We start from the raw sequence: 23,276 nt of genomic DNA, 5'->3' as shown, positions 1-23,276 counted from the left end.
GCGTTCTTCGCACAGCGGTCGCTAAATTTCTGCTACTATAATATTGAACTCATAATAACAGACCCAATATTCACTGTCTAGCATAAATTGTCATTTTCTCAAAAAATGTTATCTTTTTATTTCTTCATTCACAACCGATCCCTTGCTTACCTTCAGCGACTTGCGATACTCGATTAACCCGATCCTGCATCCCGGTCCGATAGTCACGTTCGTTCCTCTGACAACATCGGCAGTCGTATGCTCCAAATAAATATTCTCGCCTTCGATCAGCTCGCTGTTCAGTTCCATCGAACGCGGCTTTGAGAACCACTGCTTCATTCCGCCCCACTTGCTCCGCCGAACATTGATCCGCCCGCCGCCAATTTCTTTGGCATGGCAAGGTCCCCATGGACGAATCTCGACTACGTTCGCACTTACTAAACCATGGATCTGGAATCCGCCCCGAACATCAAAATATTCAGCTTCGCATTCTCCGCGAACAGCCAGCTGTCCCCGGACTTTCATCGACTTGCTGCGAATGCTTCCTGCCGCGTCCAACTCGCCAAGCACATGCATCTGAGCGCCATAAATATCGCCGCGGACGTTCGTTTCCCCAACCTGGCGATAAAGCCCGACCTTCAAATCGCCTGATACGGACAAGTTCCCCATGCTATGGAGGGATTCACTTTCTATAGAACCGAGCACTTGCCCTTCACCTAACACACGGATGCTCTCGTAGTAACCGCCGGAGGTCGAGCCTGTTCCCGTAATCCGCACTTTTCTTCTTGTACCCGTCATCATCTGCATCTACACCTCGCCTCCTAGCCGAAAATCCGCTCTCGCGAGCGAACAACCGCATCCGGATGTACTATGAGCTCCGACTCGAACTCGACTCGGTCAATAACACAGCCGGCACCGATCTTAACTTGTCGGCCGCGAACAAGCGCTGCCGTCGTATCAACCAAATAGACATCGTCGCCCTCAATGCGATCTGCACGCAGTTGAGTTTGCCATGGTGCCGGTAATATCGATTGCATCAGACGTTTAATTGTCCCGCTTCTCGTAATATTCACGCTGATTTGCTTGGCCCGAATCACTTCCACTCGTACCGGGCCTTCCATGTAAATATTCAGACGGTCCGCATCCAGCACCCCATCCACGGTCATCGCACCTCTTACATCGCATCCATGCGTCCTGCAATCGCCGACGATTTTGATAAAACCATTCGCTTTAAGGACTTCACAATCCAAATTGCCGCGCACCGTAGCCTGACCCTCGATTTTAGCCATTGCCGCCTTCACCGAACCATCCACGGTCAACTTGCCGGACGCTTCGAAGCGCTCTACAGCACAAATGCTTCCTTTCACCTTAGCTAGGCCGTTCATCTTAAAGGAGTAACAATCCAAGCTTCCGTCTACTTTGCTGACACCTTCAAGCTCGACGCGGTGAAAGTCTCCTCCGCCCGTAGTTCCCACTCCCGCAATTGCAAAATCAGGTCGATTCATTGTCGTCATTCTCATGACCCCTCCATCCATTCCATATGTTACTTTCATTATGGAGTGAAACGACGCTTGCAAACAGCGGCGCAGGATGGAACATGAGCTACATCCGAAGGCGGATATTACGGATTCCAAAAAAGACAAAAAAAAACAGAGCCATCTGGCCCTGCTGTCGTGTAATGCTCTTTTGTTCAAAAATCGATTAGACCGACACTGATTTGAAGCGCCTCGTCTACCTTACGCATCGTCTCATCATCCAGGTGAGTGATTTTGTCGGTCAGACGCTGCTTATCAATCGTGCGGATTTGTTCCAGAAGCAGAACGGAATCACGGTCAAATCCATGCAATGCCGCATCAATCTCCACATGCGTCGGCAGCTTAGCCTTCTGGATCTGGGCTGTAATGGCTGCTACAATGACGGTTGGACTGAAGCGATTGCCAATATCATTTTGAATAACCAGAACAGGACGAACGCCCCCCTGTTCAGAACCGACAACAGGTGACAAGTCCGCAAAAAACACATCGCCGCGTTTAACGATCAAGCTTTACACCCCGCTTACGAGTCGGCCGAGCGTATCGCCGGCATCTTCCTCCGCTTGAAAAGCTTCCGACGCCATCACTAGGTTGATTTTTGCCATTTCCAGATAGCCTCGCTGCATCGAATCGCGAATCTGTCGTTTCTTCCGCTCGATTAAATACAATTTCATAGCCTGACGAATGAATTCGCTTCGGTTCGAGTTTTCTTTGGCGACGATTCCGTCGACTTCCTCCAGCAAATGATCCGGTAAACTGATCATAATCCTTTTGGTATTTTGCAAATTGGCCACCGAACTCGCACCCCCAAAACATTTCCAGCAAAAAACAGTAACAGTATGTCATTGTTTGGTCCGTATTATACACCTTCATATGTATGCAGACCGTATATCAAGTATGCTGCATCGAAGATAAACGCTTAAGACCGACAACAAAGAACATCTTAACAACATTATTCGAGATAAGACGATAAAATCCTTTAAATCCATTGAAAATCCTTAGATGGTAATTCGTGCCTCATGCATGCCGCTTACAGCAGCGGATTCGACACGGCAACAACCTGCTGCCCTCGCAGATATACTCGCGGTACACGCGCTGCGACCATGCATGTGACTTCATAATTGAGGGTACCGAGCTTATCGGCAACTTCCTCCGCGGAGATCACCTCGTCGCCTTGCCCACCCATGAGCACGACTTCTTCGCCGACTTGAACCGGACCTTCGGAGGCATCAGCGCCATCCAGCGCTATCATGCACTGGTCCATACAAATCGTACCCAGTACCGGTGCTCGCTGACCACGCAGCAGCACTTCCGCTTTACCTGACAGCATGCGGCTAAAGCCATCCGCATATCCAACCGGCAGCGTCCCGATCCGCTCCTTGCCCTTCGTCACATAGCGCGTGCCGTAGCTGATGCCCCAGCCTTCCGGCACTTCTTTGGCCATGACGACAGCGGTCTTGAGCGTCATCACAGGCTTAAGTTCGACGCGCTTCCGATTGACCTCAGCCGAAGGGTACAACCCGTACATGCTGATCCCGAGGCGAAGCATGCCGCCGCCCATCCGAGGCGTGTCAATGCCGGCGGCGCTGTTGGCCGCGTGAATGATCGGAATGTGCAAGCCGGCTTCCTTTAGCTTGCCGACTACTGCCGAGAAACGCTCATACTGCAGCTCCGTATAGCCTTTATCGGCTTCGTCTGCTTTCGCATAATGCGTAAACAATCCTTCAACCTCTATATTAGGCTCCTGCATGGCGCGCGAAATAAAGGCAACCGCCTCGTCCCCAGCCAGCTTGCCCAGTCGGCCCATGCCGGTATCGATTTTCATATGAACGGTAAGCTTCTTGCCGGTAGCCGGTAATGCTCCCGCAGCTTCCAAGATTTCATCACTAAAAAGCGCAATTGCAATGTCCGCATCCCGCGCGGCAGCTAAACCTTGCGGCGGTACATAGCCAAGCACCAGAATGTTCGCCTTAATTCCGGCCTGCCGGAGCTGAAGAGCTTCATCCAGAAAAGCGACACCGAGAAAGTCAACGCCGCTGCGTTCCGCTTCCCGAGCCGTTTCGACGGCACCATGGCCGTAAGCGTTCGCTTTCACCGATGCCATAAGCAGCATGCCTTCAGGCATTGCCTTGCGAAAGGACTGCAAATTATGAGAAAGCGCATCTAAAGATATCTCTGCCCGAGTGGGGCGATAATAAGCGTTCACATCCAACTTGCTCCACCTTCATTTCCAAAAAGTAAACGCCCGCCTTGGTGAGGGCAGGCGTTTATCTTATTAACCCGTAGCCTATATGTTAAACGTTTTGGCTTCCTGATGTCAATGAATTGGAGGGTCGAACAGGCCCGATTCGTGCTGGAAAATGTTTTTTGTACACACTATTTACTCATCTCGCCTTGTACGGATTGCGCGACTTTGATCATTTCATTTTGTGGCAGGTTGCCGGTTGTGATTCTGAATTCTGTGCCGTCGTACGTCCATGTCAGTGTACGTTGTTCGTCGCCGCTGATGGAGCCGTACGTAAAGCCCAAATCGATCAGATCGCCTTTCATTGCGGACACCGCGACATCCTTCGGCTGCGTTTGAATTAAAGTGTAGTCGAAGCTGCCTGCATAACGAATGATGATACCCGCGTTGCCGCCGAACACGATATCCTGCTGGTCTTTTTCCGATACGCCATCAGGGAGATAGGACGGTTCCATAGCTGTGAAAGCTTTATTGATCGGTCCTAAAGTACCTTGTGAGCCATCATCGGTTTCTTCACTGCTCGTTCCGTTATTGTCCGGATTCGCGGTTGCATCGGAATCGACAGTGTTGTTCGTATTCGCATCTGTATTCGTATCGGTCTCTGCATTTACATTTGTATTGCTTTGATCGGAATCCGGCTCGGCTGTCGTCGGTTTGTCGGCTGCCGCGCCCATATTCGTCTGCGTATCAAACACGCTCTTCTCGAGCTTGGAGCCGAATTCGAAGGAATCGAATTTGACGGATACCATCACGGCTGCATTGGCATCGCTGACTTCCACTTTGCTTGGGGCATAGTCGGATTTGTTCAGCCAAATCTTCTGCCTTGCCAGCGATCCGTTCTGATAATTAGCCATGACATCAAATACATAAGCATCGTTGTCCACTGCGAATTGGCGCGAGTTGTCGAGCAGGATGCTTTGGACCAGCGTTTGATACAGGTACACTTGGCCTTGGTTGGCCGGCCAATCGCTCTGGAAGCGGAACACTTTATTCAGGCGCGGCGTCAAGACAAAAACGCCCTCATCGTTGCGCAACACGATTTGCGTGATGTCCTTCTTCGCGTTCGTCAAAGCGATGCGATAGTATTGCGGCTTCTGATAAGAAACATCCACCTGATACTCCAGCGGCTGCTGGCCCGTAAACAGCGTCATCGTGCCTTTGCCATGGTAGCTGCCCAAGTTAGTTAGTGTTTTGTCCAATTCCTTGACAACCGATTCCGCGTCCTTAGTCCCGCAGCCTGCGAGCACCGCCGTAAGGCAAAGCAAAATAGCGGCGATTAAACTGAATCGACGACGCATGAGATCCACCCCTCATCACAAATTTTAAACGTATCCGGAATTACACATTGACGAAAGCCGTTTACGCTTGACTTGTACTATGTCTATGAGAGGACTTGGACAATTATGCAGACTAGCATGACAAGCTTGCGGGATCGATATCGATATAAAAAAGAAGAGCCCCGAAAGGCTCTCCACTGCATGCATTAACTTACAAGCGACTTTCTAAGTCCTTTATTACGTGCAGCCAGGCTTCGTGATCTTCCGATTCTTCCCAAAGCTCTTTCAGCTCAGAATCCTTTTTTATCTTCTTAATCGCTTTCTTGGCAAGCGGTAATAAGCTTTTCCCTTGGCCTTGATGCTGCTCAATCCATTCTTTTAGGCCTTCTACTTCACCTGAGTCACGCTTTAGTTCCTCGCCCGGCTTGCCTTGCAGGGCTGCAAGAATTTCAATTGCTCCCAGTGCATTAGATGCTAAATCCACTTCTATATACTCTTCGTCCATCACCGTTTCAAGGGTTGCCGCGATCATCTCGAGATCCTCAGATTCAAGGAGCTCTGCTTTCCAATCCAATACATCATCATTCTCGAATATTCCGTTTCCCCATGCTCCCATGACTGGCACACTCCGATTTGTGAATTTAGGTATCGATCTATGAAGTATTCGTGAGGGATAAAAACAATCCTGCTGCCCGCAACTCAACAAGATTGCCATGGGACTGACTCTTCGAATAAGTGTTCCTTTTTACAATTTCTTCAACTCGCTATCATATTAGCTTAATTATTCTCCTCTATATTGATCAGAGATATGGCTATGCCAGTATGTATAATAGAGGAGAGATGGGAATGAAAGCCTTAACAAAGAAATGGGTTGCCGTTGCAGGCGCAGCTTGCATCGTTATGGGGAGCACGCAAATTGTACAAGCTGCGGACACTGCGCTCAAAGCGCTTGCAGTCCAAATCAAGCTGTTTGCAGGCGATACCGAAGTGAAGCTGGATAAAGATGCGGTCACGATCAATGGCAGCTTATACGTGCCGGTGAGAGCAATGGGCGAGGCACTTGGACAAGAAGTGGCTTGGGACAGCAAGAATAAGAAAGTGACCTTACGCGAGTATCCTTATGTTGCCGGCAAATACACGTGGACGAACCCTCCGAGCCTTGGACTCGGCTTGAAGGAAGGCGGCTTCTCCGGTCTGGCCCATATGCCGGGCGATCCGGACAATGTCTTCTATACACTGGCTGACCGTGGACCAAACGGACAAATTACGATCGACAAGACGGTTAACCGCACGTTCCCGGTGCAGGATTATGTACCTCGTTTCTATAAAATCAAGCTTGAAGGCAGCTCCGTGAACATTCTCGAGACGACCAAGCTGCTTCTTCCGGAAGGCACAAAAGGCGTCGTATCGGGCAGCCGTTTCACGACCGGTCTAAGCAACATCGCCTCCGATGAGAAATCATACGACAATGCAGGCAAAACTTTGCTGCCGCTTGATCCTGACGGACTCGATCTCGAAGGCATCGCGTACAGCCCAACAGATGACACGTTCTGGATGTCCGACGAGTACCGTCCTTCGCTCATTCAATTGAAACGTGATGGTACGATTATCAGCCGCTATGTCCCTGTAGGCGATAAAACGAAGCTCGCAAACGCCCAAATTCCGGTCATTGAATCGATCCCCGCTGTCTATTCCAAACGGATCGTCAACCGCGGCTTCGAAGGCGTTACGATCAGCCCTGACGGCAAATTCCTCTATGCTTCCATCCAAAGCCCGATGGCTGTGCCGGACAAAGCGACAGGTGAGGCTTCGCGCAATCTGCGCATTTTGAAAATGGATCTGGCGACGAAGAAGCTTGTAGGCGAATATGTTTATGTAGCCGAGGATGCCAAATCATTCGTGAACGTTTCGCAGAAGGACGTAGTCATCTCCGATCTACAGGCACTGTCAGATGATGTGCTGCTCGTTGATGAGCGTGATAAGAACGAAGGCGCGGCAGCGCAAATCAAACGCGTTTACCGGATCGACCTTGCGAAAGCAACGAACATCCTTAACAACGCAGCGGTAAGCGGTAACGTCGAAGGTACATCCGATTGGAAAGCGCTGAACGTTACAACTGCGCCGAAAGAGCTGGTTGTCGATCTGACGACGCTCGACTATCCGTTCGAGAAATTCGAAGGTTTGACCGTGCTGAACAAGAACACGCTGGTTATCGCCAATGATAACGACTTCGGCGTTGGCGAATACGATGCTAACGGCGTCCTGAAAATCACTGACAAACAAACGCAAGTGTGGGTAATCAAAGTAAAAGAGATGTGGTAATACGCATGAAGGGCTGTCCCGGTCATCTTCGATGACTGGGGCAGCCCTTCTTTTAGTTTGCTATGGAAATGCTGTTCTGCGGGGGCTCACCATCATAATCCGTGGCAATGTGGTCGGTTCATTTGCTGAGAGTCGGTTTTCACGACTTTCAGCTTCTTTTCGCCGCGGTTTGGATTCCGAGAGTCGGTTTTTCCTACTCTCACTCACGTTAAAATACCGTGCAACCAAAAAGCCTCCATAATAGAAGCTTCTGGCTGCCTTCGAAAGTCGCTCCCCGAAGTCTAACGGTTGCCAGAGCGCTTAATCTCCCCTTTTTCGGCGTCCCACAATTTTAACGGTTGCCAGAGAGGCTATTTCGCGATTTAGGTATGGATTCCATCTGAAAAAGGACAAATAAGGCCTCTGGCAACCGTTAGAGAAAATTGAAAGCAAAAAAAGACCAAATAAGCGCTATATCAACCGTTAGAATTCAGCGCCTCCCGCCTCGGCGAGGGATTGTATCTTTCGCCCCGAATGTCGGGACGGGATGCGGGGCAATTGAGCGAAAGGCTGGTAGGGGGCTCGATGGGTTTCTCGGTAGTGGCTCGGTGCGGGCTCGATGGGTTTCTCGGTAGTGGCTCGGTGCGGGCTCGATGGATTTCTCGGGTAGTGACTCGGTGGGTGCTCGATGGGTTTCTCAGTAGTGGCTCGGTGGGAGCTCGATGGTTTTCTCGGTAGTGGGCTCGGTGAGGGCTCGATGGGTTTCTCGGTATTGGCTCGGCGGGGCTCTGTGGGTTTTCGATAATGTTCTCAGTGGGTTTTGGTTGGGTTCTCGATAGGGTTCTAGGTGGGGTTCTCGGCGGGTTCTCGGCAGGTTTTATACAAAAAAGAAGCCCCATAATGGAGGCTTCTTTTCTGGATCTTCACATTAGTTAGCGCCTGATTCAACCGGAGCGGACTCCGGCAAATGGGAGACCACAACTTGATAGATGGTCACTTTGTTGCCGACGATCGGACCTGCTGCTGCTTCCGCAGCCGGCTGGCCGTGGCCTTGACCATGCGCTTGACCCTGACCATGTGCTTGGCCATGTCCATGACCTTGTCCTTGCCCATGAGGGGAACCTTGAGCTCCCTCGCGGCGTGTATGGGCATGGCGGAAGGAATCGCTGTTGGCCCAAGCTTGGAAATCTTCTTCCTTCTCCCAAGTTGTGCATACGCGAATCTCTTCGGTTTCTTCCGAGACGACGGCATGCAGAACATCCATCCGGACAAATCCAGGGAATGTATGTACGCTCTTAGGCGTCTTGAAGCGTTCCAATACCGCCTCCGCAAAGCCGGCACGAACCTCAATCCGATTCTCAACTACGATCATCGTTCTACTCCCTTTCTCCTCGATATTCAAGAGCGACTTCAAATACGAGACAACCTCTTTCGCTTGCTCGCCGCCAATCATCGCATGCTGCAGCAGCGTAATGCCGTGCGGTCCACGCGCATGAATCGATTCCGGATATTTGGTAAGTGTCGATTGGATCACTTCCAGGTCACCCAGCATAGCGGCAGCAAATAAGTCGATCCGTGCACCTTTGGACAACAGCCACTCTGCAATGTCACGGCGTCCGACATGAGAAGCCGCTCCCAGAGCTGTCTCCCAATCATCGCCGCCCCAGTTCATGGATGCGTGCAACAGAGCAGGCTCTTGCGCGAGCAAAGTTTGAACCTTATTCAAATCCGCGTGCGCTGCGCCTACGAATTCCCGTACCAATTCGGTGCTTAAAGCTGGTTTAGCCAATCGAATCTCCTCCTCATTATAACTCAATTTTATGCTGTCGCTTCATGAGGCTGTTTGTTTACAATACCGCTTGGCAAATAAACCGGAACACCATCATCGTAGTAAACTTTAGCTTCGATGCCGAACACCTCGCGGAAGAACTCCACGCGGAATACTTCGCCGGGCGTCCCTTGCTTCACGATCGCCCCGCTCTTCATCGCCACAATCCGGTCGCAGAAACGAGCCGCTTGATTCAAATCATGCAGGACCATCACAACCGTGATGCCTTGATCCTGATTCAAGCTGCGGATCAGCTCCATTAATTCCAATTGATGCGCGATATCCAAATACGTCGTCGGTTCATCCAGCAGCAGAACCCGCGGCGTCTGTGCCATACACATGGCAAGCCACGCACGCTGACGCTCGCCGCCCGATAATTCCAACAAGGAACGATGCCGCAGCCTCGTCATGCTGGTAACCTGCAGCGCCCAATCCACCACTTCCTCGTGAGGGCCTCTGCATTCTTCGTACCACTTCAAATGAGGATTACGCCCTCTGCGAACCAGGTCGCGCACCGTAATGTCTAAGGCGCCTTCCTGTGTTTGCGCAAGCATCGTCATCGTTCTCGCAACGGATTTGTTGTCCATGCTTGCAAGATCCCGGCCCTCCAGCTCAATCTTACCTGATTGAGGGGTAGCAAGTCTTGCCAACATGCGCAGAACGGTCGATTTCCCCGAGCCGTTAGGACCGACGATACCGAGCCATTCACCGGCAGCAACTTTTAGATTGAAGCCGTTCACGATCGGAGCAGAACGCTCATAGCCATACTTTAATTGATCTGCAGCTATTGCAGGATTCATCGTCTGACCCCTTTCCTAAGCAAATAGAGGAAGAAAGGCGCACCGAGAAGTGCAAGTAAAATACCTACCGGGAACTCAATCGGATCAAACCAGCTGCGTGCGGCCGTATCCGCGGCCATGACCAACGTTCCCCCGCCAATGGCTGAAATAGGCAGCAGAATCCGATAATCATTGCCGACTAACAACCGGACGATATGCGGGACAACAAGACCGACGAAGCCGACCATCCCAACGATGCTGATCGAAGCGCCTGCCAGGAACGTAGACAGCAAAATAATAAGCAATCTTCCGATTTCCACTCGGCTTCCGAGCAGCTTTGCGGCATCGTCGCCGAGGACGAGCAGGTTGGCCGTCTTAATCAAGAAGATCGAAGCGATGATGCCAATAACGGCATACGGCAGCAGCGTTTGAAAATGAGGCCAGCTCCGTCCGTTCAAGCTGCCCGACATCCATGGCAGAACGGATTGAACCTTCTCGCTGTTCAAAATCATAAGCGCCGTCATCGCCGCGCCGAGCAGTGAATTGACCGCAACTCCCGCCAAAATCAACCGGATCGGCGAAGCGCCGCCTTTCCACGATAGAGCATAGACGACTGCTGCTGCAGCAAGCGCGCCAAGGAAAGCCGCGATGGGTAAATAAGCGATTTTCTCGGGGAACAAAATCATAATGACAACTGCCGCAAGCCCGCCGCCCGAAGAAACGCCGATAATACCGGGATCAGCAAGCGGATTACGGAAGACACCTTGCAAGAAGGTGCCTGAGATCGCCAGGCAGATGCCTGCCAGCATGCCGGTCAATACACGCGGGAGTCTGAGATTCCAAACAATTTGTCTCGATTCCGAGTCGGAGGCGTGAAGCAATGAGCTCCACACCTCGCGCGCCGGAATCGGAATTGAGCCTGACATCAAGCCATACAACCCTGCAAGCAGCAGCAGGACAAGACTAATAATTAGTACACTGCCTCTGCGAATACTTCTCGAGGTCCGCACCTCTTGCGCTCTTTGTCCGGTTACGATTGTAGCCATCGGATTAATCCACCGTCAGAAGCAGTTTATTGATGGTTTCGATCGCTTGCGGCGCTCTGATGCCAGGGTTTGCAGCGAACAGATCAGAGGGCAGCACTTCGAACTTGTCGTTCTTCACAGCAGGCAAGCTCTTCCAAGCTGCATTTGTTTCGAACTCTTTCTTAAAGCTTGCTTTTACATCTGCTGCATCGCCGTGCGTAATGAATAGAATAATGTCCGGATTAGCAGCTACGATCCGCTCAAGGCTCAGCTCCGCGTATTGCGGCATGCCATCCATGCCTTTGAACGAAGAAGCTACGTTCTTGCCGCCTGCCAGCTCCAAGAAGTTGCCCGGGTAGCTGGTAGGAAGCGCAATAACAAAACTTCCCGGTGCGCCGTAAACGATCAGCGTTTTCGGTGCTTTAGCCGGTTTTTTCAAACCTGCAACATCGCTGTTCATCTTAGCGATCAGCTGTGCGGCTTTCGTTTCCTGACCAAGAATACGGCCGTAAAGTTTAACGGAAGCTTGAATTTCCGTAAAGGTATTGTGGGAGTTAAACATCACTTGCGCGCCAAGCTTCTCAATCGTCGCTTGTTGCGTTTTAAGTGCAGGGCTTGCAATAACCAGATCCGGTTTCAATGTAGCCAGTTTCTCGAAATTAATGCCGTGCGAGCTTCCCACTTCCGGAACAGACGTAGCTTCAGAAGGGAATACTTTGCCGATTGCAGTGGAACGGCCGACAACTTTGCTGCCCAGTGCATAAATGATTTCGGTATCGGAGGAAGACAGCGTTACGATACGGCTTGGTTTCTTCTTCAGCGTAAACGCGCCGGTGCTTGTCGTCACTGTCATTGTGCTGTTAATGGCAACGGAATTGAAGTTCTTATTGTATGTAACCCATTTGCCAAAAGCTTCAGAGATCAGACGAAGTGGAACGTAAGTTTTGCCGTCTGCAATCAATGGCGCGGAATCCAGCGATTTCAATTCACCGTTTATGTATGCGGAAGTAGAACCGACTGTCAATTTAACCGTAACGCTGCCTTGGACAGCGGAAACTGCTTTATTCTTGGCATCCCATGTTGCCCGACCGCCAAGTGTTTGAACGAGGCTGCTGTATGGTACAAGCGTTCTGCCGTTGATTACTTTAGGAGCGGCATCGAGCGAAACGGATTTCCCATCGAGAGTAACGCCGATAGATGAACTTGCTGCTTGTGCCGGTTGACCTGACCCTGCTGCTAACGGAGCTGCAAGCACCGACGCAGCTAATAATGAACGAGTTAAAACTTTGGAAAACACATGACCACTCTCCCTAAATAATAATGATAATCAATATCAATGAATACAAATAATAATAGTCGATAATGATTCTCATTGTCAATGATGATTTTTAATGAAACTTTAATCATTAAGAATATGCTTGCAGCTCGTATTTTCCCTTCTACTATATGACTCATTTTCATAGAAACTGCACCGGATTCACCGCTAAACTACGAACCTTTCATCCTATGTTTATACTGCGAGCAAGCCCTATTCCTCAGTCTGGCCTTACCTCGCACTTTCCTAGCAATTGATCGTGAAATGAACCTGCTTTTACCCAATTCCATACAGAAATCAAATAGTTTTTACCCATTTGTTTTAACACTTTCCATGTATCTTAGTAACAAAGAAATACCTAATCCTATCAAACAGGAGTGAACCATGTGAAATTGTCCATACGCATAAAACTAATGTCCAGCTTTATTGCAATTCTTGCACTGCTGACCGGGATCGGGGTACTAGCCATTGTGCAAATGGGGTCGCTTCAGAAATCCAGCTCCATTCTTCAAACCAACTGGTTGCCGAGTCTTAATAATATCGGGGTCATTAAGGATAACTTCATGGAAGCGCGCGTTAATATCAATAAAATCAACTTGGAAAGCGATCCTGCCGGAATCGCAAATATTGAACAAACCATTAACGAAAGTATGGATAAAGCAATGAAGGGGCTATCGGATTATGAGCATCTCCTTATTTCACCGGAGGAGACTGAAATTTTCAATTCACTCCGCGCCAACATGCAGGCTTACTCCGATATGCTGCCGCCAATTATTCAAGCGAGAATAGACAATGAACCTGAAAAGGGGTATGCACTTGTCAATGAGCTAACCCCGCATCGTAAGAAGGTGACGGAAGACTTCAGTCGTTGGATTGCTTTCAATAATGCCGGCGTTAAAGCGGAAGTCGACAGCGCCGCGCAAACGAATAAAGTCGGCAAATCGCTTATCATCGGCTTTGGCATCTTCGCCATAGCAGTAGGTGTTGGCCTTGCGTTTCTAATCTCCGAATCCATGGTAAGAGCGATTCGTTCCATTCTCAACGTAGCAACGAAAGCGGCAAAAGGTGATTTGCGCGAACAAGCCTTCACCAAGAGCAAGGACGAGCTTGGCACGCTTGCAGCCGCGTTCAATGATATGATGGATAATTTACGCCAGCTGATCAGCCATTCCGTAACATCCGCACAGAGCGTGGCCGCGGCTTCCGAAGAAATCTCCGCTACGACGGAAGAGATTGCGAAAGGAAGCACGGAGCAAGCAGAGTCGGCCCAAGTGATCAGCGAGCTTGTACGCGAAATGTCAATCGCCGTTAACGATGTTGCGAACAAAGCATCCGTCGTGGCCGAACTGTCCGACAAAACAAAACGCGGCGCCGAGGACGGCAGCGATACGGTCAGCGCCTCGGTGCAAAGCATGGAGAACCTCTCCGCCCAAATGCAATTGCTGGAGAAAGACTCGCAGAAGATCGGTCAAATCATTGAGGTGATCGACGAAATATCCGAACAAACGAATTTGCTTGCCCTTAATGCTGCGATTGAAGCGGCGCGTGCCGGCGACCAAGGACGCGGCTTTGCCGTTGTCGCCGACGAAGTTCGCAAGCTGGCCGAACGCAGCAGCGAAGCTACGCAGCAAATCGCCGAGATCATTAAAGGCATGCAGCATAATACCGATCAAAGCTTAAGAGCAATGGAGCATGCGACGCTACAAACGTCCAAAACCGGCCAAACCTTCGAAAGCATCGTACGCATGGTCAGTGAGACTGCCGACCAAGTGACTGAAATCGCGGCAGCGAGCGAAGAGCAAGCCGCGCAATCCGAAGAAGTCATGCGCGCCGTTGAAACGATTGCAGCAGCAAGCGAAGAATCCGCGGCTGCAGCCGAAGAAACGGCAAGCTCCTCGCAGACGCTTGCGCATCTCTCGGAAGAGCTCAACAAGAACATCAATTTCTTCAAAGTATAAACAGAAGCGGTACGGTTCCGGTCTTACTCAGCCGGTGGCCGTACCCGTAGCGCTGAAATTAACAAAATGAAGAGGCCGGCTGCATCCGCAGCCGGCCTTCGTCATCGCTATTGGCGATGCAAGAAATTGATAATCGCCTGCACGGCTTCCGCGCGAGTCGCGGTGCTAAGCGGCGCAAACTTATTCATTCCGGTTCCCTTCATTAATCCTGAAGCAACCGTTTGATTCACGTCTTCTGTCGCCCACGAAGCAATCTGCTCCGCGTCCGCGAATGGCTGTACTTCTGCTGCCGAAGCTGTGCCAGCAGCTTGTTTCTTGCTGCTGAAAGCGAGCATTCTGTTGATCAGCACCGCCATCTCTTGGCGGCTGATTGTCGCTTGCGGGGCAAATCGATCAGCGCTCCTGCCCTGGATCAATCCATGTTCATAGGCGGCATTTACAGCATCCGCATACCAGCTATCTGCAGCAACATCGGTGAATACCTGTTTCGCACCTTTATCTGCCGATAGCTGCAAAACATTCACCATCAGCTGAACGAATGCCGCACGGCTGATCGCTTGCGTCGGCGCGAAGCTATCGTCGCTGACGCCTTTCACCAGATGATGCGCCGCTGCTTCTGTAACAGCTTCATAAGCCCAATGTGTAGCTGGCATATCTTTAAATGTCTTCTTATAAGTCATAGCTGCATAGGTGCTGAAATGAGAGAGCGGTGCAGAGATGCTGCCTGCTTGCTTATCGACTTGCCCGCCTACATATTCCCAAACACCGGAAGTCGGGTTGAAATAGTAGATACCCAGAAGCTCCGGCTGTCCCGCCGATCCAACGTCTACCGGAATGGTTAGAATGACCGGCTTCTCGAACTTCGCAAGCTTATGCCGCTTCCCGTCTTTCGTTACGATAGAGAGCTCCAGTTGATAGACTTTACCTTCCAAACGATAACCCTCTTGCAAAGGAGCTCCGTCGGTATTCTGCTCCTTCGTTGCAATTTGGAGAGAAATCGTCGCTTCCCCGCGTGCATTCGGCTCCACTTGCGCAAGTAAAGCCTGCAGCACCTCAGGAGCGATTGAAGCCTTCACTCCTTCAGCATCCACCACAAGGGTATTGCTCCCCAACGTACTCGCCAGAGTCGCAGGAATCAGCAATTCATTCTTACCGCCTTGCAGCGCAACAGAAACTTTGCCATCCTTAGTGCCGCTCTTCACTGCAGCCTCGCTCAGTTTCTCTTGGTTCTGCAGCACCTGATCCGGCACATAGACGTAACCCGGTCCGCCATTACCATCATCCGGATCTTCCGGATCGACAGCTGCTTTGTAAACGCCTATCGAATCCACATAGAGCGTACCGTCGCCGACCGGTCCATCTCCTTGATTAATGTACAGCGAGAACTCTGCGACGGAGCCAAGATCAATGATGCCATTGCCTTTGGTATTCCAAGGCGCATGCCGGAATTCAGAGAATGGAAGCTTCAAGATACCGGCTTCCGTACCCGACAGCACGCGGTAAGCCTCCCACGCTTCGCCGTCCGGTTCAATAAATTGAATGGTCAGCTTACGGCCCGATCCGTCCGGTGTCATCCAGAAAGAGATGCCATCGTAACCTGCCCAAGACATGCCGTTCAGGTTCTTCGTCATCCCGGCAAAGTTCGTAGCCACGGTCAACGTGTACGAATAACGAAGACCAAACTTGCCGGCTTCCTTATGTTCGCTGTCAGGCGTCAATGTAACCGGTCCGCCCCACGTATTGCTCGTGTAAGCTTTCTGCGCAAGCAGCTCGCCGCCGCCATAATAGTCAAAGTTGTCGATTATCGGGACATTCCCGAGCTTCAGATCATCGACATAAAGCACATGACTGCCTGCCGATCCCGCGCCTTTATTGACGAAGATCGAGTATTCCGTCAGCGCCGACAAGGAGAGCAAGCCGTCTCCGCTTGACCATTGGTTACGCGCAAACCCGCTGAACGGCACTTCATAAACAGCGCCTTCGATTCCGGCTGGATTCAACTGCGCTTCCCAATAGTCCCCATCCGCGTCCTTCAGCTGCAGCGTGACGCCGTTCTGCGAACCATCCGATTGGAGCCACAGCGAAAGGGCGTTGCCGCCGGAGGCCAAATTCATTCCGCCGAGCGATTTGGTCACGCCGGCATAACCCTTCTCATCCGTCAGCGTATAGGACAGCTTGAGACCGTAATCCCCTTCGGACTTATGCGCCGCGTCCAAACTGACAACCATTTCATCGCCGTCGCTTTTGCTCACATAAGCAGCAGATGCGAGATTATCCGAGCCTTGGAAGTATTCAAAGCCCTCGATATGACCGACTTTAGCTACTTGAATGGAGTCGAAGTACAGCGTCCCTTCACCCGCTCCGCTGCCGCCCTTCTCCACATAGAGAGAGAATTCCGCAATGGAACCCAGGTCGATCACGCCATTGACAGGCGCGTTCCAACCCGGTCTGGCAAAGGCATGAAACGGAATTTGCACAAGCCTTGCTTCATCCCCCGAGACACGCAGCTTCGCTTCCCAATATTCGCCGCTTGTTTCTTTAAACTGCACGGTGATCCCGCGGTTCCGGCCATCAGGCTTATACCACAACTCGATGCCATTGTTGCCGCTCCAATCGATGCCTTCCATGTTCTTCGAAACGCCTGCATAGCCCTTCGCATCCGTAAGCGAATAATCCAGCTGCAGTCCATATTCTCCGCCGGCCTTCACATCAGGGGAGAGAGACAAGCTCACCGCATCCCCGCCGGAATTCGGCGTATAGGCCGCCTGCAAACGTGAATCGTCGCCTTCATACGATTCAAAGGTATCGATCGTCGGAAGCCGGTACAGCTTAATGCTGTCAAAATAAACCACATAATTCTCCGCCGGAGCACCGTCCACGTAAAGTCCAAACGAAGCTACCTTGCCGGCATCGATCATGCCGTTGCCTTGCGAAACATGACTATCCTTCCACCACTGAGGAATGTAGAATCGGCTGAATGGAACTTGCACAAGAACCGGATCCGTACCGGAAATCCGCAGATCCGTCTTCCACACTTCGCCTGCCGTATCCATGCCCTCTGTTAGCTGCAGCGTAACGCCCATATCGGCGCCCGTTGGCTGAACCCAGAACTGCATGCCGCTGTTCCCTGACCAATCGGCATTGTCCAGCGCCATCTCCAGTCCGCCCCAGCCTTGGCTCATAGAGGTCTCCAGCTTCATGCCATAATCGCCTTCGTTCTTATGCGAAGCATCCAAGCTGAGCGTAATCGGCGAACCGGAACTATTCACCGCATAGGCACTGCGAAGTGAAGCACTCGAGCCGCTATAGCCGTCAAACCCATCAATGAGCTGGCTCTTCGACAGCTCCGTCGGTGCATCCAGCTTCTCGTCGCCTACGCCGATCGCGATTCTGCTGACCTGCGGGTTCCAGGTCTGATCCGCTTTACTCAACGGGAACTGCACTTTCAAGTACCGCGTTCCGGCAGGCAGCTTATAAGCCGTATACTCGGTGCGCGTCCACCAGCCGTCTCCGGCTTTGCTCGCTTTCACGGCCGTGCCGTATTCCGTGAAGTTAGTACCGTCCGCAGACGTGAAGAACTTGAAATCCGCCACCAAATACACGCTCGGTTCCTGCCTTGCATACGTAAGCAGCTTGAAGTAATTCATATCGCCGCTCGTCTTATACTGGAAGTATTCTTCCGTATCGGTACTGCGGACAAGCCGTTTGTTATCACCGCCAAAAAACGCATCCGGGTTGTCGGTGCTGAAGCTGAGATTGATGCTGCGGTCATTCATTTTGACAAAATTGTTCATATCATCGATCAACACGCCGTTTGCGAGCTCCGGACGCTGAATCGAATCCGGGAAGGTCAGCGCGCTGCCGTCCGTGCCGTACTCGATTTCCACTTCGCCAAGCTCAGAAGCGCTGTAGTCGCTTGGGAACACGATTCTCACAAACTTCGCCGTTGCCGGCAGACTGCCCGAATACTGAACCTGATGCCACGGCCCGCCGTTATCAACCGGCGTAACTTCAAGTGCCTCATAGGACTCTCCATCTGCCGACGTGAACAAGCTATAAGCGGAAGAAGCCAGCTTCGCAGGGTCAATATAGGCGGTTGCCTTCACCTCTAGCCCCGTCACACCGGATTCAGATGTCGGCAGCGCGTACGTAATGTATTGCTCCTGCGACGTTTCGAGCTGCTTGAGCCGCGAAGGATCGCCGCCGAATCGAGAAGGATTCTTCGCTTCGAATTCCAAGTCGGTCGAATAGTCATACAGCATCGAGAAATTGCGCATGACATCCTTGATGACATGTTTGGCATCAACCGGACCGACCATAGCCGAATAATCGGATGAACCGGATGCGTTATTCGCTTTGACTCGGTAGTAATAAGACGCGCCCGTTACGGCAGACGTGTCATGGAACAGCTGCGTTTCGCCCTCAACCGCATCGGAAACCCGATCTCCAACGACACTCCAAGGTCCTTCAACCGCATCCGCGCGTTCAACGGTATAGGAGCTTGCTCCCGCGGAGCCAAGCCAAGATATCGTAGAAACCGCATCGATCGGCAGCAGCTGCGGTGTTGCCGGAATAGGCAGCGGCGGAATCTCGTCAATGCCGCGAATATGATAAGCATGTTTGCTTAAAGTCCGCAGCAGATTCGTCTCATCGAAGCCGTCGCCGGATGGGAAGCCCGGCCAGCGGTACGCGCCGTAGAATACGCCATCCTTCACGCTCTCCGTATGCGGGTAGAAGCCGCCGTCGCGGTTATGCATGCGCAAGCTCCAGATCATAGCACCGCTTGCACCGCTTTCCTCCACGATGCTTAAGAAATCATCCACCTGCGCCGTCGGTTTAAAACCGAACTCGCCAATGATGAAGGCTTTCTTGCCGCGTGCTTTGCCCATATCCAGATTAGCCTGCGCGCCGTAATCAGAGTAATGGTCCGGATAATAGTGGTTGGAGACGATGTCAATGTTAGGATCGTTCAGCGAAGCATCGTCAATGCCGTATTTGCCGTCAATGACCAAATGATTGGAATCCAAGCTCTTGATGTAAGCCGCGATATCGCGGGTCCATGCTTGCGACGCCGGCACCAGCTCGTTGCCTGTCTCCCAGCCGAGGATCGCAGGATCATCCTTGTAAGCTACACCTGTATAGCTGTTCACCCTGTTCAGCACGTGAGCAACGACCGACTTAAAGTCCGCAATCAGCTGCGGATCACTCCAGAAAGCCGCTTCGCTCTTGCCGCGAAAAGCCGCATACTCCTTAATGCCGCCTTGCCACTGATACTGATCGACGAACGGCAGAATAATGCGCACGCCGTACTGATTGGCCAGCTGCAGCATTTTATCCAGCGCCTTGAACACCTCTTCGTTAAACTGCAGCGGGCCTTCCGGCGTTGCCGGCCCCATAACAGCCCGCTCCTCCGTCGTGTCATCCGCTTTCTTTACAGACAGCACATAAGGCCGCGTCACGGTGCCGCCCAATTGAACGAGTGCTTGAAAGGCATCCTCCTGCTCCCAAGCCATCGGAACCCGCCAATAGATATCCTCAATCATGCTAAGCGTGGGCACGTTGGCCGAAATAAACCGAAACGTCGCCCCGCCGTCCTTCAATGTATCCCCATCACGCGTGATGAAATGCTCAAAAACAGATGCAGCCGCAGGCAAATCCTCTGCTTCAGCCCGCTGAGGGGCAGAAAAAACCGATAAAAAAGATGACACCGTGAGAGCCAGGGTCATCAGGATAGGTATATAACGTTTGAACAAGATCGTTACCTCCCGAACATGGAATGTGTGGAGAAGCAAAGCTTATTTTACCGAACCGCTTACAATACCCGAGAAAATATAACGCTGCAGAAACAGATACATAATTACAGTAGGAATTAAGATAATCACAACGGCCGCGCTGATCAAATTCCACTGGGCGCTGTTCACCCCGGCGAATTTCATAAGCGATGTCGAGACGACGCCCAGCTTCTGCGCCGGCATGTACAGATACGGAATATACATATCGTTATAGATGGAAATCGTCTTAATGATCGTGACCGTTGCCGTCGCGGGAATGAGCAGCGGGAAGATCACGGAACGGAAGATCCGCACCAAGCTCGCGCCTTCCATCATCGCGCTCTCGTCAAGATCAAACGGAATGCTGCGAATGAATTGCAGGAAGATATAAATCTGCACCACATCTGTGCCCAAATAGAGCAGCACCGGCGCCATATGCGAATTGAACAGTCCAAGCTCCTTCACGATCGAGAACGTAGCCACCTGCGTGGTCACGGAAGGAATCAGCGTTGCGAGCACGTAAGCGCCAAGCAAATACTTCTTGAGTTTAAATTGGAATCGACCGAGCGCGTAAGCTGCCATCGTACCGATGATGATATTCCCGATCAGCGCCAGCACGAGGATAATGCTCGTATTCCAGAAGGCGCGCCCCATATGTCCGATTCGCATCACCGTCTCGAAGTTCTCCAGGTTGAAGAAGCTGCGCGGCAGCTCGAATACGGATGAGGCGTTGTACTCCTCCGTTCCCTTGAAGGCGTTCAGAATCACGACATAAGGCGGGAAAAGAACGAGAAAGGCAGCCAGCGTCAGCAGCAAGTAATGCAGGGCAAGAAAGGGATTGTTGCGTTTAAAGATCGACGACATGGAGTTCCATCATCCCTTCTTTTCCCGAAGAATAAATTTACGCTGAATCGTAATGACAACTATGACAATGAGCAGCAGCACGACGCCCATCGCCGAAGCAAGGCCGTAGTTGCTGTAATGGAAAGCCGTATCCACCGTCTTCGTCACAAAGGTATCGCTGGCTCCCGCCGGTCCGCCCTTGGTCATAATAAACGGCAAATCAAACACTTCCAGCGCGCCTGTTACGGTGAGCAGCATGGAGAGCTCGACGATCTTGAGAATACTCGGCCACGTGATGTAGAAGAACGACTGCCGTTCATTCGCTCCATCGATCAGTGCCGCTTCATACAGATCATCCGGAATTGACTGCAACGCGCCTATATAAATGACCATATTGAAACCGAGATACTTCCACATGGAGATGAAAGCCAGCGAAATATTGACCGTATGCTTGTTGCCCAACCAGCTCGTAATGAGACTATCGAGACCAAGCAACGTGAGCAGCCCGTTAAGCGAGCCGTCCTGCGAGTCGTACACGTACGAGAACATATAAGCAATCGCTACGCTGTTCATGATGTACGGAAGGAAAATCAGCACGCGATAGATGTTGCGTCCGCGCAGCTTCTTATTGAGCACGACGGCGAAATAGAGGGCGATGATATTTTGAATAATGCCGCCGAAGAAGTAATACAGGTTGTGGGAGAACACGCTGAAAATTTCGCTGTTGCGGAAGATCTCGCGGTAGTTGTCTAAGCCAACCCAACCCTTCGCCGCGCTATAGCCATCCCAAGAGGTTAAGCTTAAATAGAGCAGCATCGCGCCCGGATACAAGGAGAAGAGGACCAATAGGGTGACCGGCAGCAGCAGAAAGGTGAATAACACGATGGTCTTCTGCTTCTTGTAAATGGAGGAATACATGCAAAGCCCCTTCCTGGTTCAATAGAAACGGGGCATGACATGAACCGTTCACGTCATGCCCCTCTCTCTCAAAACGTTATTTCGCTGCTACTGCGGCGCGTGCTTCTTTCCAGCGTTTGTTGTAGTCGGCGAATACTTTGGCTACATCGTCCGCCATAATGACATCCTGTGCAAAGCCGCTCGTATCGAATTGCATTTTGTTGCCGATGCTTACATACTCGTCGCTCTCCGCTACCATTTCAACCACTTGCGGCTTGAAGGACATGAATTCCGCCAGCTGCGGCAGCTTGGATTCTTTATCCTTCAGCACCGGAATGAAGCCGCCGAAATCGTCATAACCGGATTCCTCAACGAGCCATTTCAAGAAAGCTTTAGCTGTTTCGACATTCGCGCTGTTCTTGCTGACTGCGTAAGCGTAATCAGGGCTTAGGAGTGCTTTTGCCTCGCCGCTGTTGTCGATTGGTAGCGGGAAGAAACCAACATCCTCGGACTTCGCGCCATTATCGATGACTTGATTGATGACCCAGTTGCCAAGGAGGTACATCGCAGTCGTGCCGGAAGCAACGTCCTTCTTCGAACCTTCCCAGTTCGTGGACATCAGATCTTTCTCCACGTAGCCTTTATCCACGATCGTCTTAATGATATTCATCGCTTTCCAGTGCGGGCCATCTACAGGGAACGGCTCGTCTTGACCGGCCATCGTGTTGTGCAGACCCGGGTCATTCGCGAACAGGAACGCTTCTTGATCCCAGCCCATGAGCGGCCATTTGTCCTTGAAGTTCGTGGAGAGCGCGACGATACCGGCAGCTTTGAGCTTCTCGCAAGCGGCATAGAACTCATCCAATGTTTTCGGAACGGCGGTAATGCCTGCTTTCTCGAAAGCTTTCTTGTTGTAGGTAATGCCCATCGCGGAGCTTCCGGACACGATACCGTAAGTAGAGCCGTCCTGCGTGTAATTTTCTTTAAAATAAATGCGGTCGTTCAGGCCCAAATCATCCAGCGGCGCGAAGAACTCCGGCAAATTCGCTTTCGTTACCGTCTTCGGAACGAGAATGACATCAGGCAGCTCATTGGATGCCAGACGCACCTTCATCGATTCCTCGTAGTCCTTGATCGCTTCGAATTCAACCGTTGCTTCCGGGTACTTCTCTTTGAACCGCTTGGCGTATTCCTTCAGCTCGGTTTCGACTAAATCCGTACGGTTCGTCGCGAATACGATCTTCCCTTTAATCGCGCTCTCCGCAGCCGGTTCGGCTTCGTTCGTCGCAGCCTCGTTCGTCGTTGTATTGGTCGTGCTCTCTGTCGCCGCCGCTTCTTTATTCCCCTCGTTACTCTCGTTGTTGCCGCCTGATGAACAGCCTGCAAGCGCGGCCCCGAATACAACCGTCGACAACACCAGTGATGCCCACTTCTTCATTTCCTTCTTCCCCCTCATCCGTACTGGAGCGTTTTGTTATCGTTTACATTTTGAATTATGGAGGAATTTGAGAACGCTTTCTATGCAG

Annotated in this window: 17 protein-coding genes and 1 pseudogene; 2 read left to right on the top strand and 16 right to left on the bottom strand. The window is 51.4% G+C overall.

Annotation, left to right across the window (positions count from 1 at the left end; translation table 11 throughout):
• Positions 1-108: 108 nt before the first annotated feature.
• The 7 genes from BM412_RS23455 to BM412_RS23425 form a co-directional block, all read right to left on the bottom strand.
• Positions 109-786 carry a hypothetical protein gene (locus tag BM412_RS23455; RefSeq protein ID WP_091223813.1) on the bottom strand — a complete coding sequence of 226 codons (678 nt, stop codon included), beginning with the start codon at positions 784-786 and terminating at the stop codon, positions 109-111.
• A gap of 14 nt (positions 787-800) precedes the next feature.
• On the bottom strand, positions 801-1,493 hold the full coding sequence (locus tag BM412_RS23450; protein WP_091223811.1) for a hypothetical protein: 693 nt from the start codon (positions 1,491-1,493) through the stop codon (positions 801-803).
• Between the two features lie 176 nt (positions 1,494-1,669).
• Positions 1,670-2,020, bottom strand: a complete 351-nt coding sequence (locus BM412_RS23445) for a type II toxin-antitoxin system PemK/MazF family toxin (RefSeq protein WP_090581240.1) — start codon at positions 2,018-2,020, stop codon at positions 1,670-1,672.
• A 3-nt stretch (positions 2,021-2,023) separates the two neighbouring features.
• On the bottom strand, positions 2,024-2,305 hold the full coding sequence (locus tag BM412_RS23440; protein WP_090644307.1) for a CopG family ribbon-helix-helix protein: 282 nt from the start codon (positions 2,303-2,305) through the stop codon (positions 2,024-2,026).
• 236 nt (positions 2,306-2,541) lie between these two features.
• Positions 2,542-3,717, bottom strand: coding sequence for an alanine racemase (gene alr / locus BM412_RS23435; RefSeq protein ID WP_091223950.1), 1,176 nt, complete (start codon positions 3,715-3,717; stop codon positions 2,542-2,544).
• 170 nt (positions 3,718-3,887) lie between these two features.
• Positions 3,888-5,054, bottom strand: a complete 1,167-nt coding sequence (locus BM412_RS23430; RefSeq protein ID WP_091223808.1) for an outer membrane lipoprotein-sorting protein — start codon at positions 5,052-5,054, stop codon at positions 3,888-3,890.
• A gap of 190 nt (positions 5,055-5,244) precedes the next feature.
• Positions 5,245-5,649: a DUF4259 domain-containing protein gene (locus tag BM412_RS23425; protein ID WP_177246044.1), complete on the bottom strand. Its 405-nt coding sequence runs from the start codon at positions 5,647-5,649 to the stop codon at positions 5,245-5,247.
• A 230-nt stretch (positions 5,650-5,879) separates the two neighbouring features.
• On the opposite strand from BM412_RS23425, the gene BM412_RS23420 reads away from it, so the two are divergent.
• Positions 5,880-7,355 (top strand): esterase-like activity of phytase family protein, encoded by a 1,476-nt coding sequence (locus BM412_RS23420; RefSeq protein WP_256256540.1) that lies wholly within the window; start codon positions 5,880-5,882, stop codon positions 7,353-7,355.
• A 907-nt stretch (positions 7,356-8,262) separates the two neighbouring features.
• Here BM412_RS23420 and BM412_RS32645 read toward each other — a convergent pair.
• The 5 genes and pseudogenes from BM412_RS32645 to BM412_RS23400 form a co-directional block, all read right to left on the bottom strand.
• A complete protein-coding gene (locus BM412_RS32645; RefSeq protein ID WP_256256551.1) occupies positions 8,263-8,706 on the bottom strand; it encodes an antibiotic biosynthesis monooxygenase in 444 nt (147 codons plus the stop codon).
• A gap of 30 nt (positions 8,707-8,736) precedes the next feature.
• Positions 8,737-9,123 (bottom strand): annotated as a pseudogene (locus BM412_RS32640) (ankyrin repeat domain-containing protein); the annotation flags it as partial.
• Between the two features lie 29 nt (positions 9,124-9,152).
• Positions 9,153-9,962, bottom strand: a complete 810-nt coding sequence (locus BM412_RS23410) for an ABC transporter ATP-binding protein (protein WP_091223802.1) — start codon at positions 9,960-9,962, stop codon at positions 9,153-9,155.
• A complete protein-coding gene (locus BM412_RS23405; RefSeq protein ID WP_091223801.1) occupies positions 9,959-10,987 on the bottom strand; it encodes a FecCD family ABC transporter permease in 1,029 nt (342 codons plus the stop codon). Before BM412_RS23405 ends, BM412_RS23410 begins: the two co-directional genes overlap by 4 nt.
• 4 nt (positions 10,988-10,991) lie before the next feature.
• A complete protein-coding gene (locus tag BM412_RS23400) occupies positions 10,992-12,263 on the bottom strand; it encodes an ABC transporter substrate-binding protein (RefSeq protein WP_091223799.1) in 1,272 nt (423 codons plus the stop codon).
• A 404-nt stretch (positions 12,264-12,667) separates the two neighbouring features.
• Here BM412_RS23400 and BM412_RS23395 point away from each other — a divergent pair, with 404 nt between their 5' ends.
• A complete protein-coding gene (locus BM412_RS23395) occupies positions 12,668-14,239 on the top strand; it encodes a methyl-accepting chemotaxis protein (protein WP_177246041.1) in 1,572 nt (523 codons plus the stop codon).
• A 107-nt stretch (positions 14,240-14,346) separates the two neighbouring features.
• On the opposite strand, the gene BM412_RS23390 is transcribed toward BM412_RS23395, so the two are convergent.
• The 4 genes from BM412_RS23390 to BM412_RS23375 all read right to left on the bottom strand — a co-directional run bounded on the left by BM412_RS23390 (position 14,347) and on the right by BM412_RS23375 (position 23,188).
• Positions 14,347-19,992 carry a CIA30 family protein gene (locus BM412_RS23390; RefSeq protein ID WP_091223795.1) on the bottom strand — a complete coding sequence of 1,882 codons (5,646 nt, stop codon included), beginning with the start codon at positions 19,990-19,992 and terminating at the stop codon, positions 14,347-14,349.
• A 42-nt stretch (positions 19,993-20,034) separates the two neighbouring features.
• Complete coding sequence (locus tag BM412_RS23385) at positions 20,035-20,874, bottom strand: carbohydrate ABC transporter permease (protein ID WP_091223793.1); 840 nt, start codon at positions 20,872-20,874, stop codon at positions 20,035-20,037.
• Positions 20,875-20,883: 9 nt separating this feature from the next.
• Positions 20,884-21,771, bottom strand: a complete 888-nt coding sequence (locus BM412_RS23380; RefSeq protein WP_091223791.1) for a carbohydrate ABC transporter permease — start codon at positions 21,769-21,771, stop codon at positions 20,884-20,886.
• A gap of 76 nt (positions 21,772-21,847) precedes the next feature.
• Complete coding sequence (locus BM412_RS23375) at positions 21,848-23,188, bottom strand: ABC transporter substrate-binding protein (protein WP_091223789.1); 1,341 nt, start codon at positions 23,186-23,188, stop codon at positions 21,848-21,850.
• Positions 23,189-23,276: the final 88 nt, after the last annotated feature.

The sequence above is a fragment of the Paenibacillus sp. BC26 genome, assembly GCF_900116125.1.
GTDB classification, from domain to species: Bacteria; Bacillota; Bacilli; order Paenibacillales; family Paenibacillaceae; genus Paenibacillus_Z; species Paenibacillus_Z lignilyticus.
The sequence above is the reverse complement of the archived record's forward strand: the minus strand, read 5'-3'. Positions and strand labels throughout refer to the sequence as shown.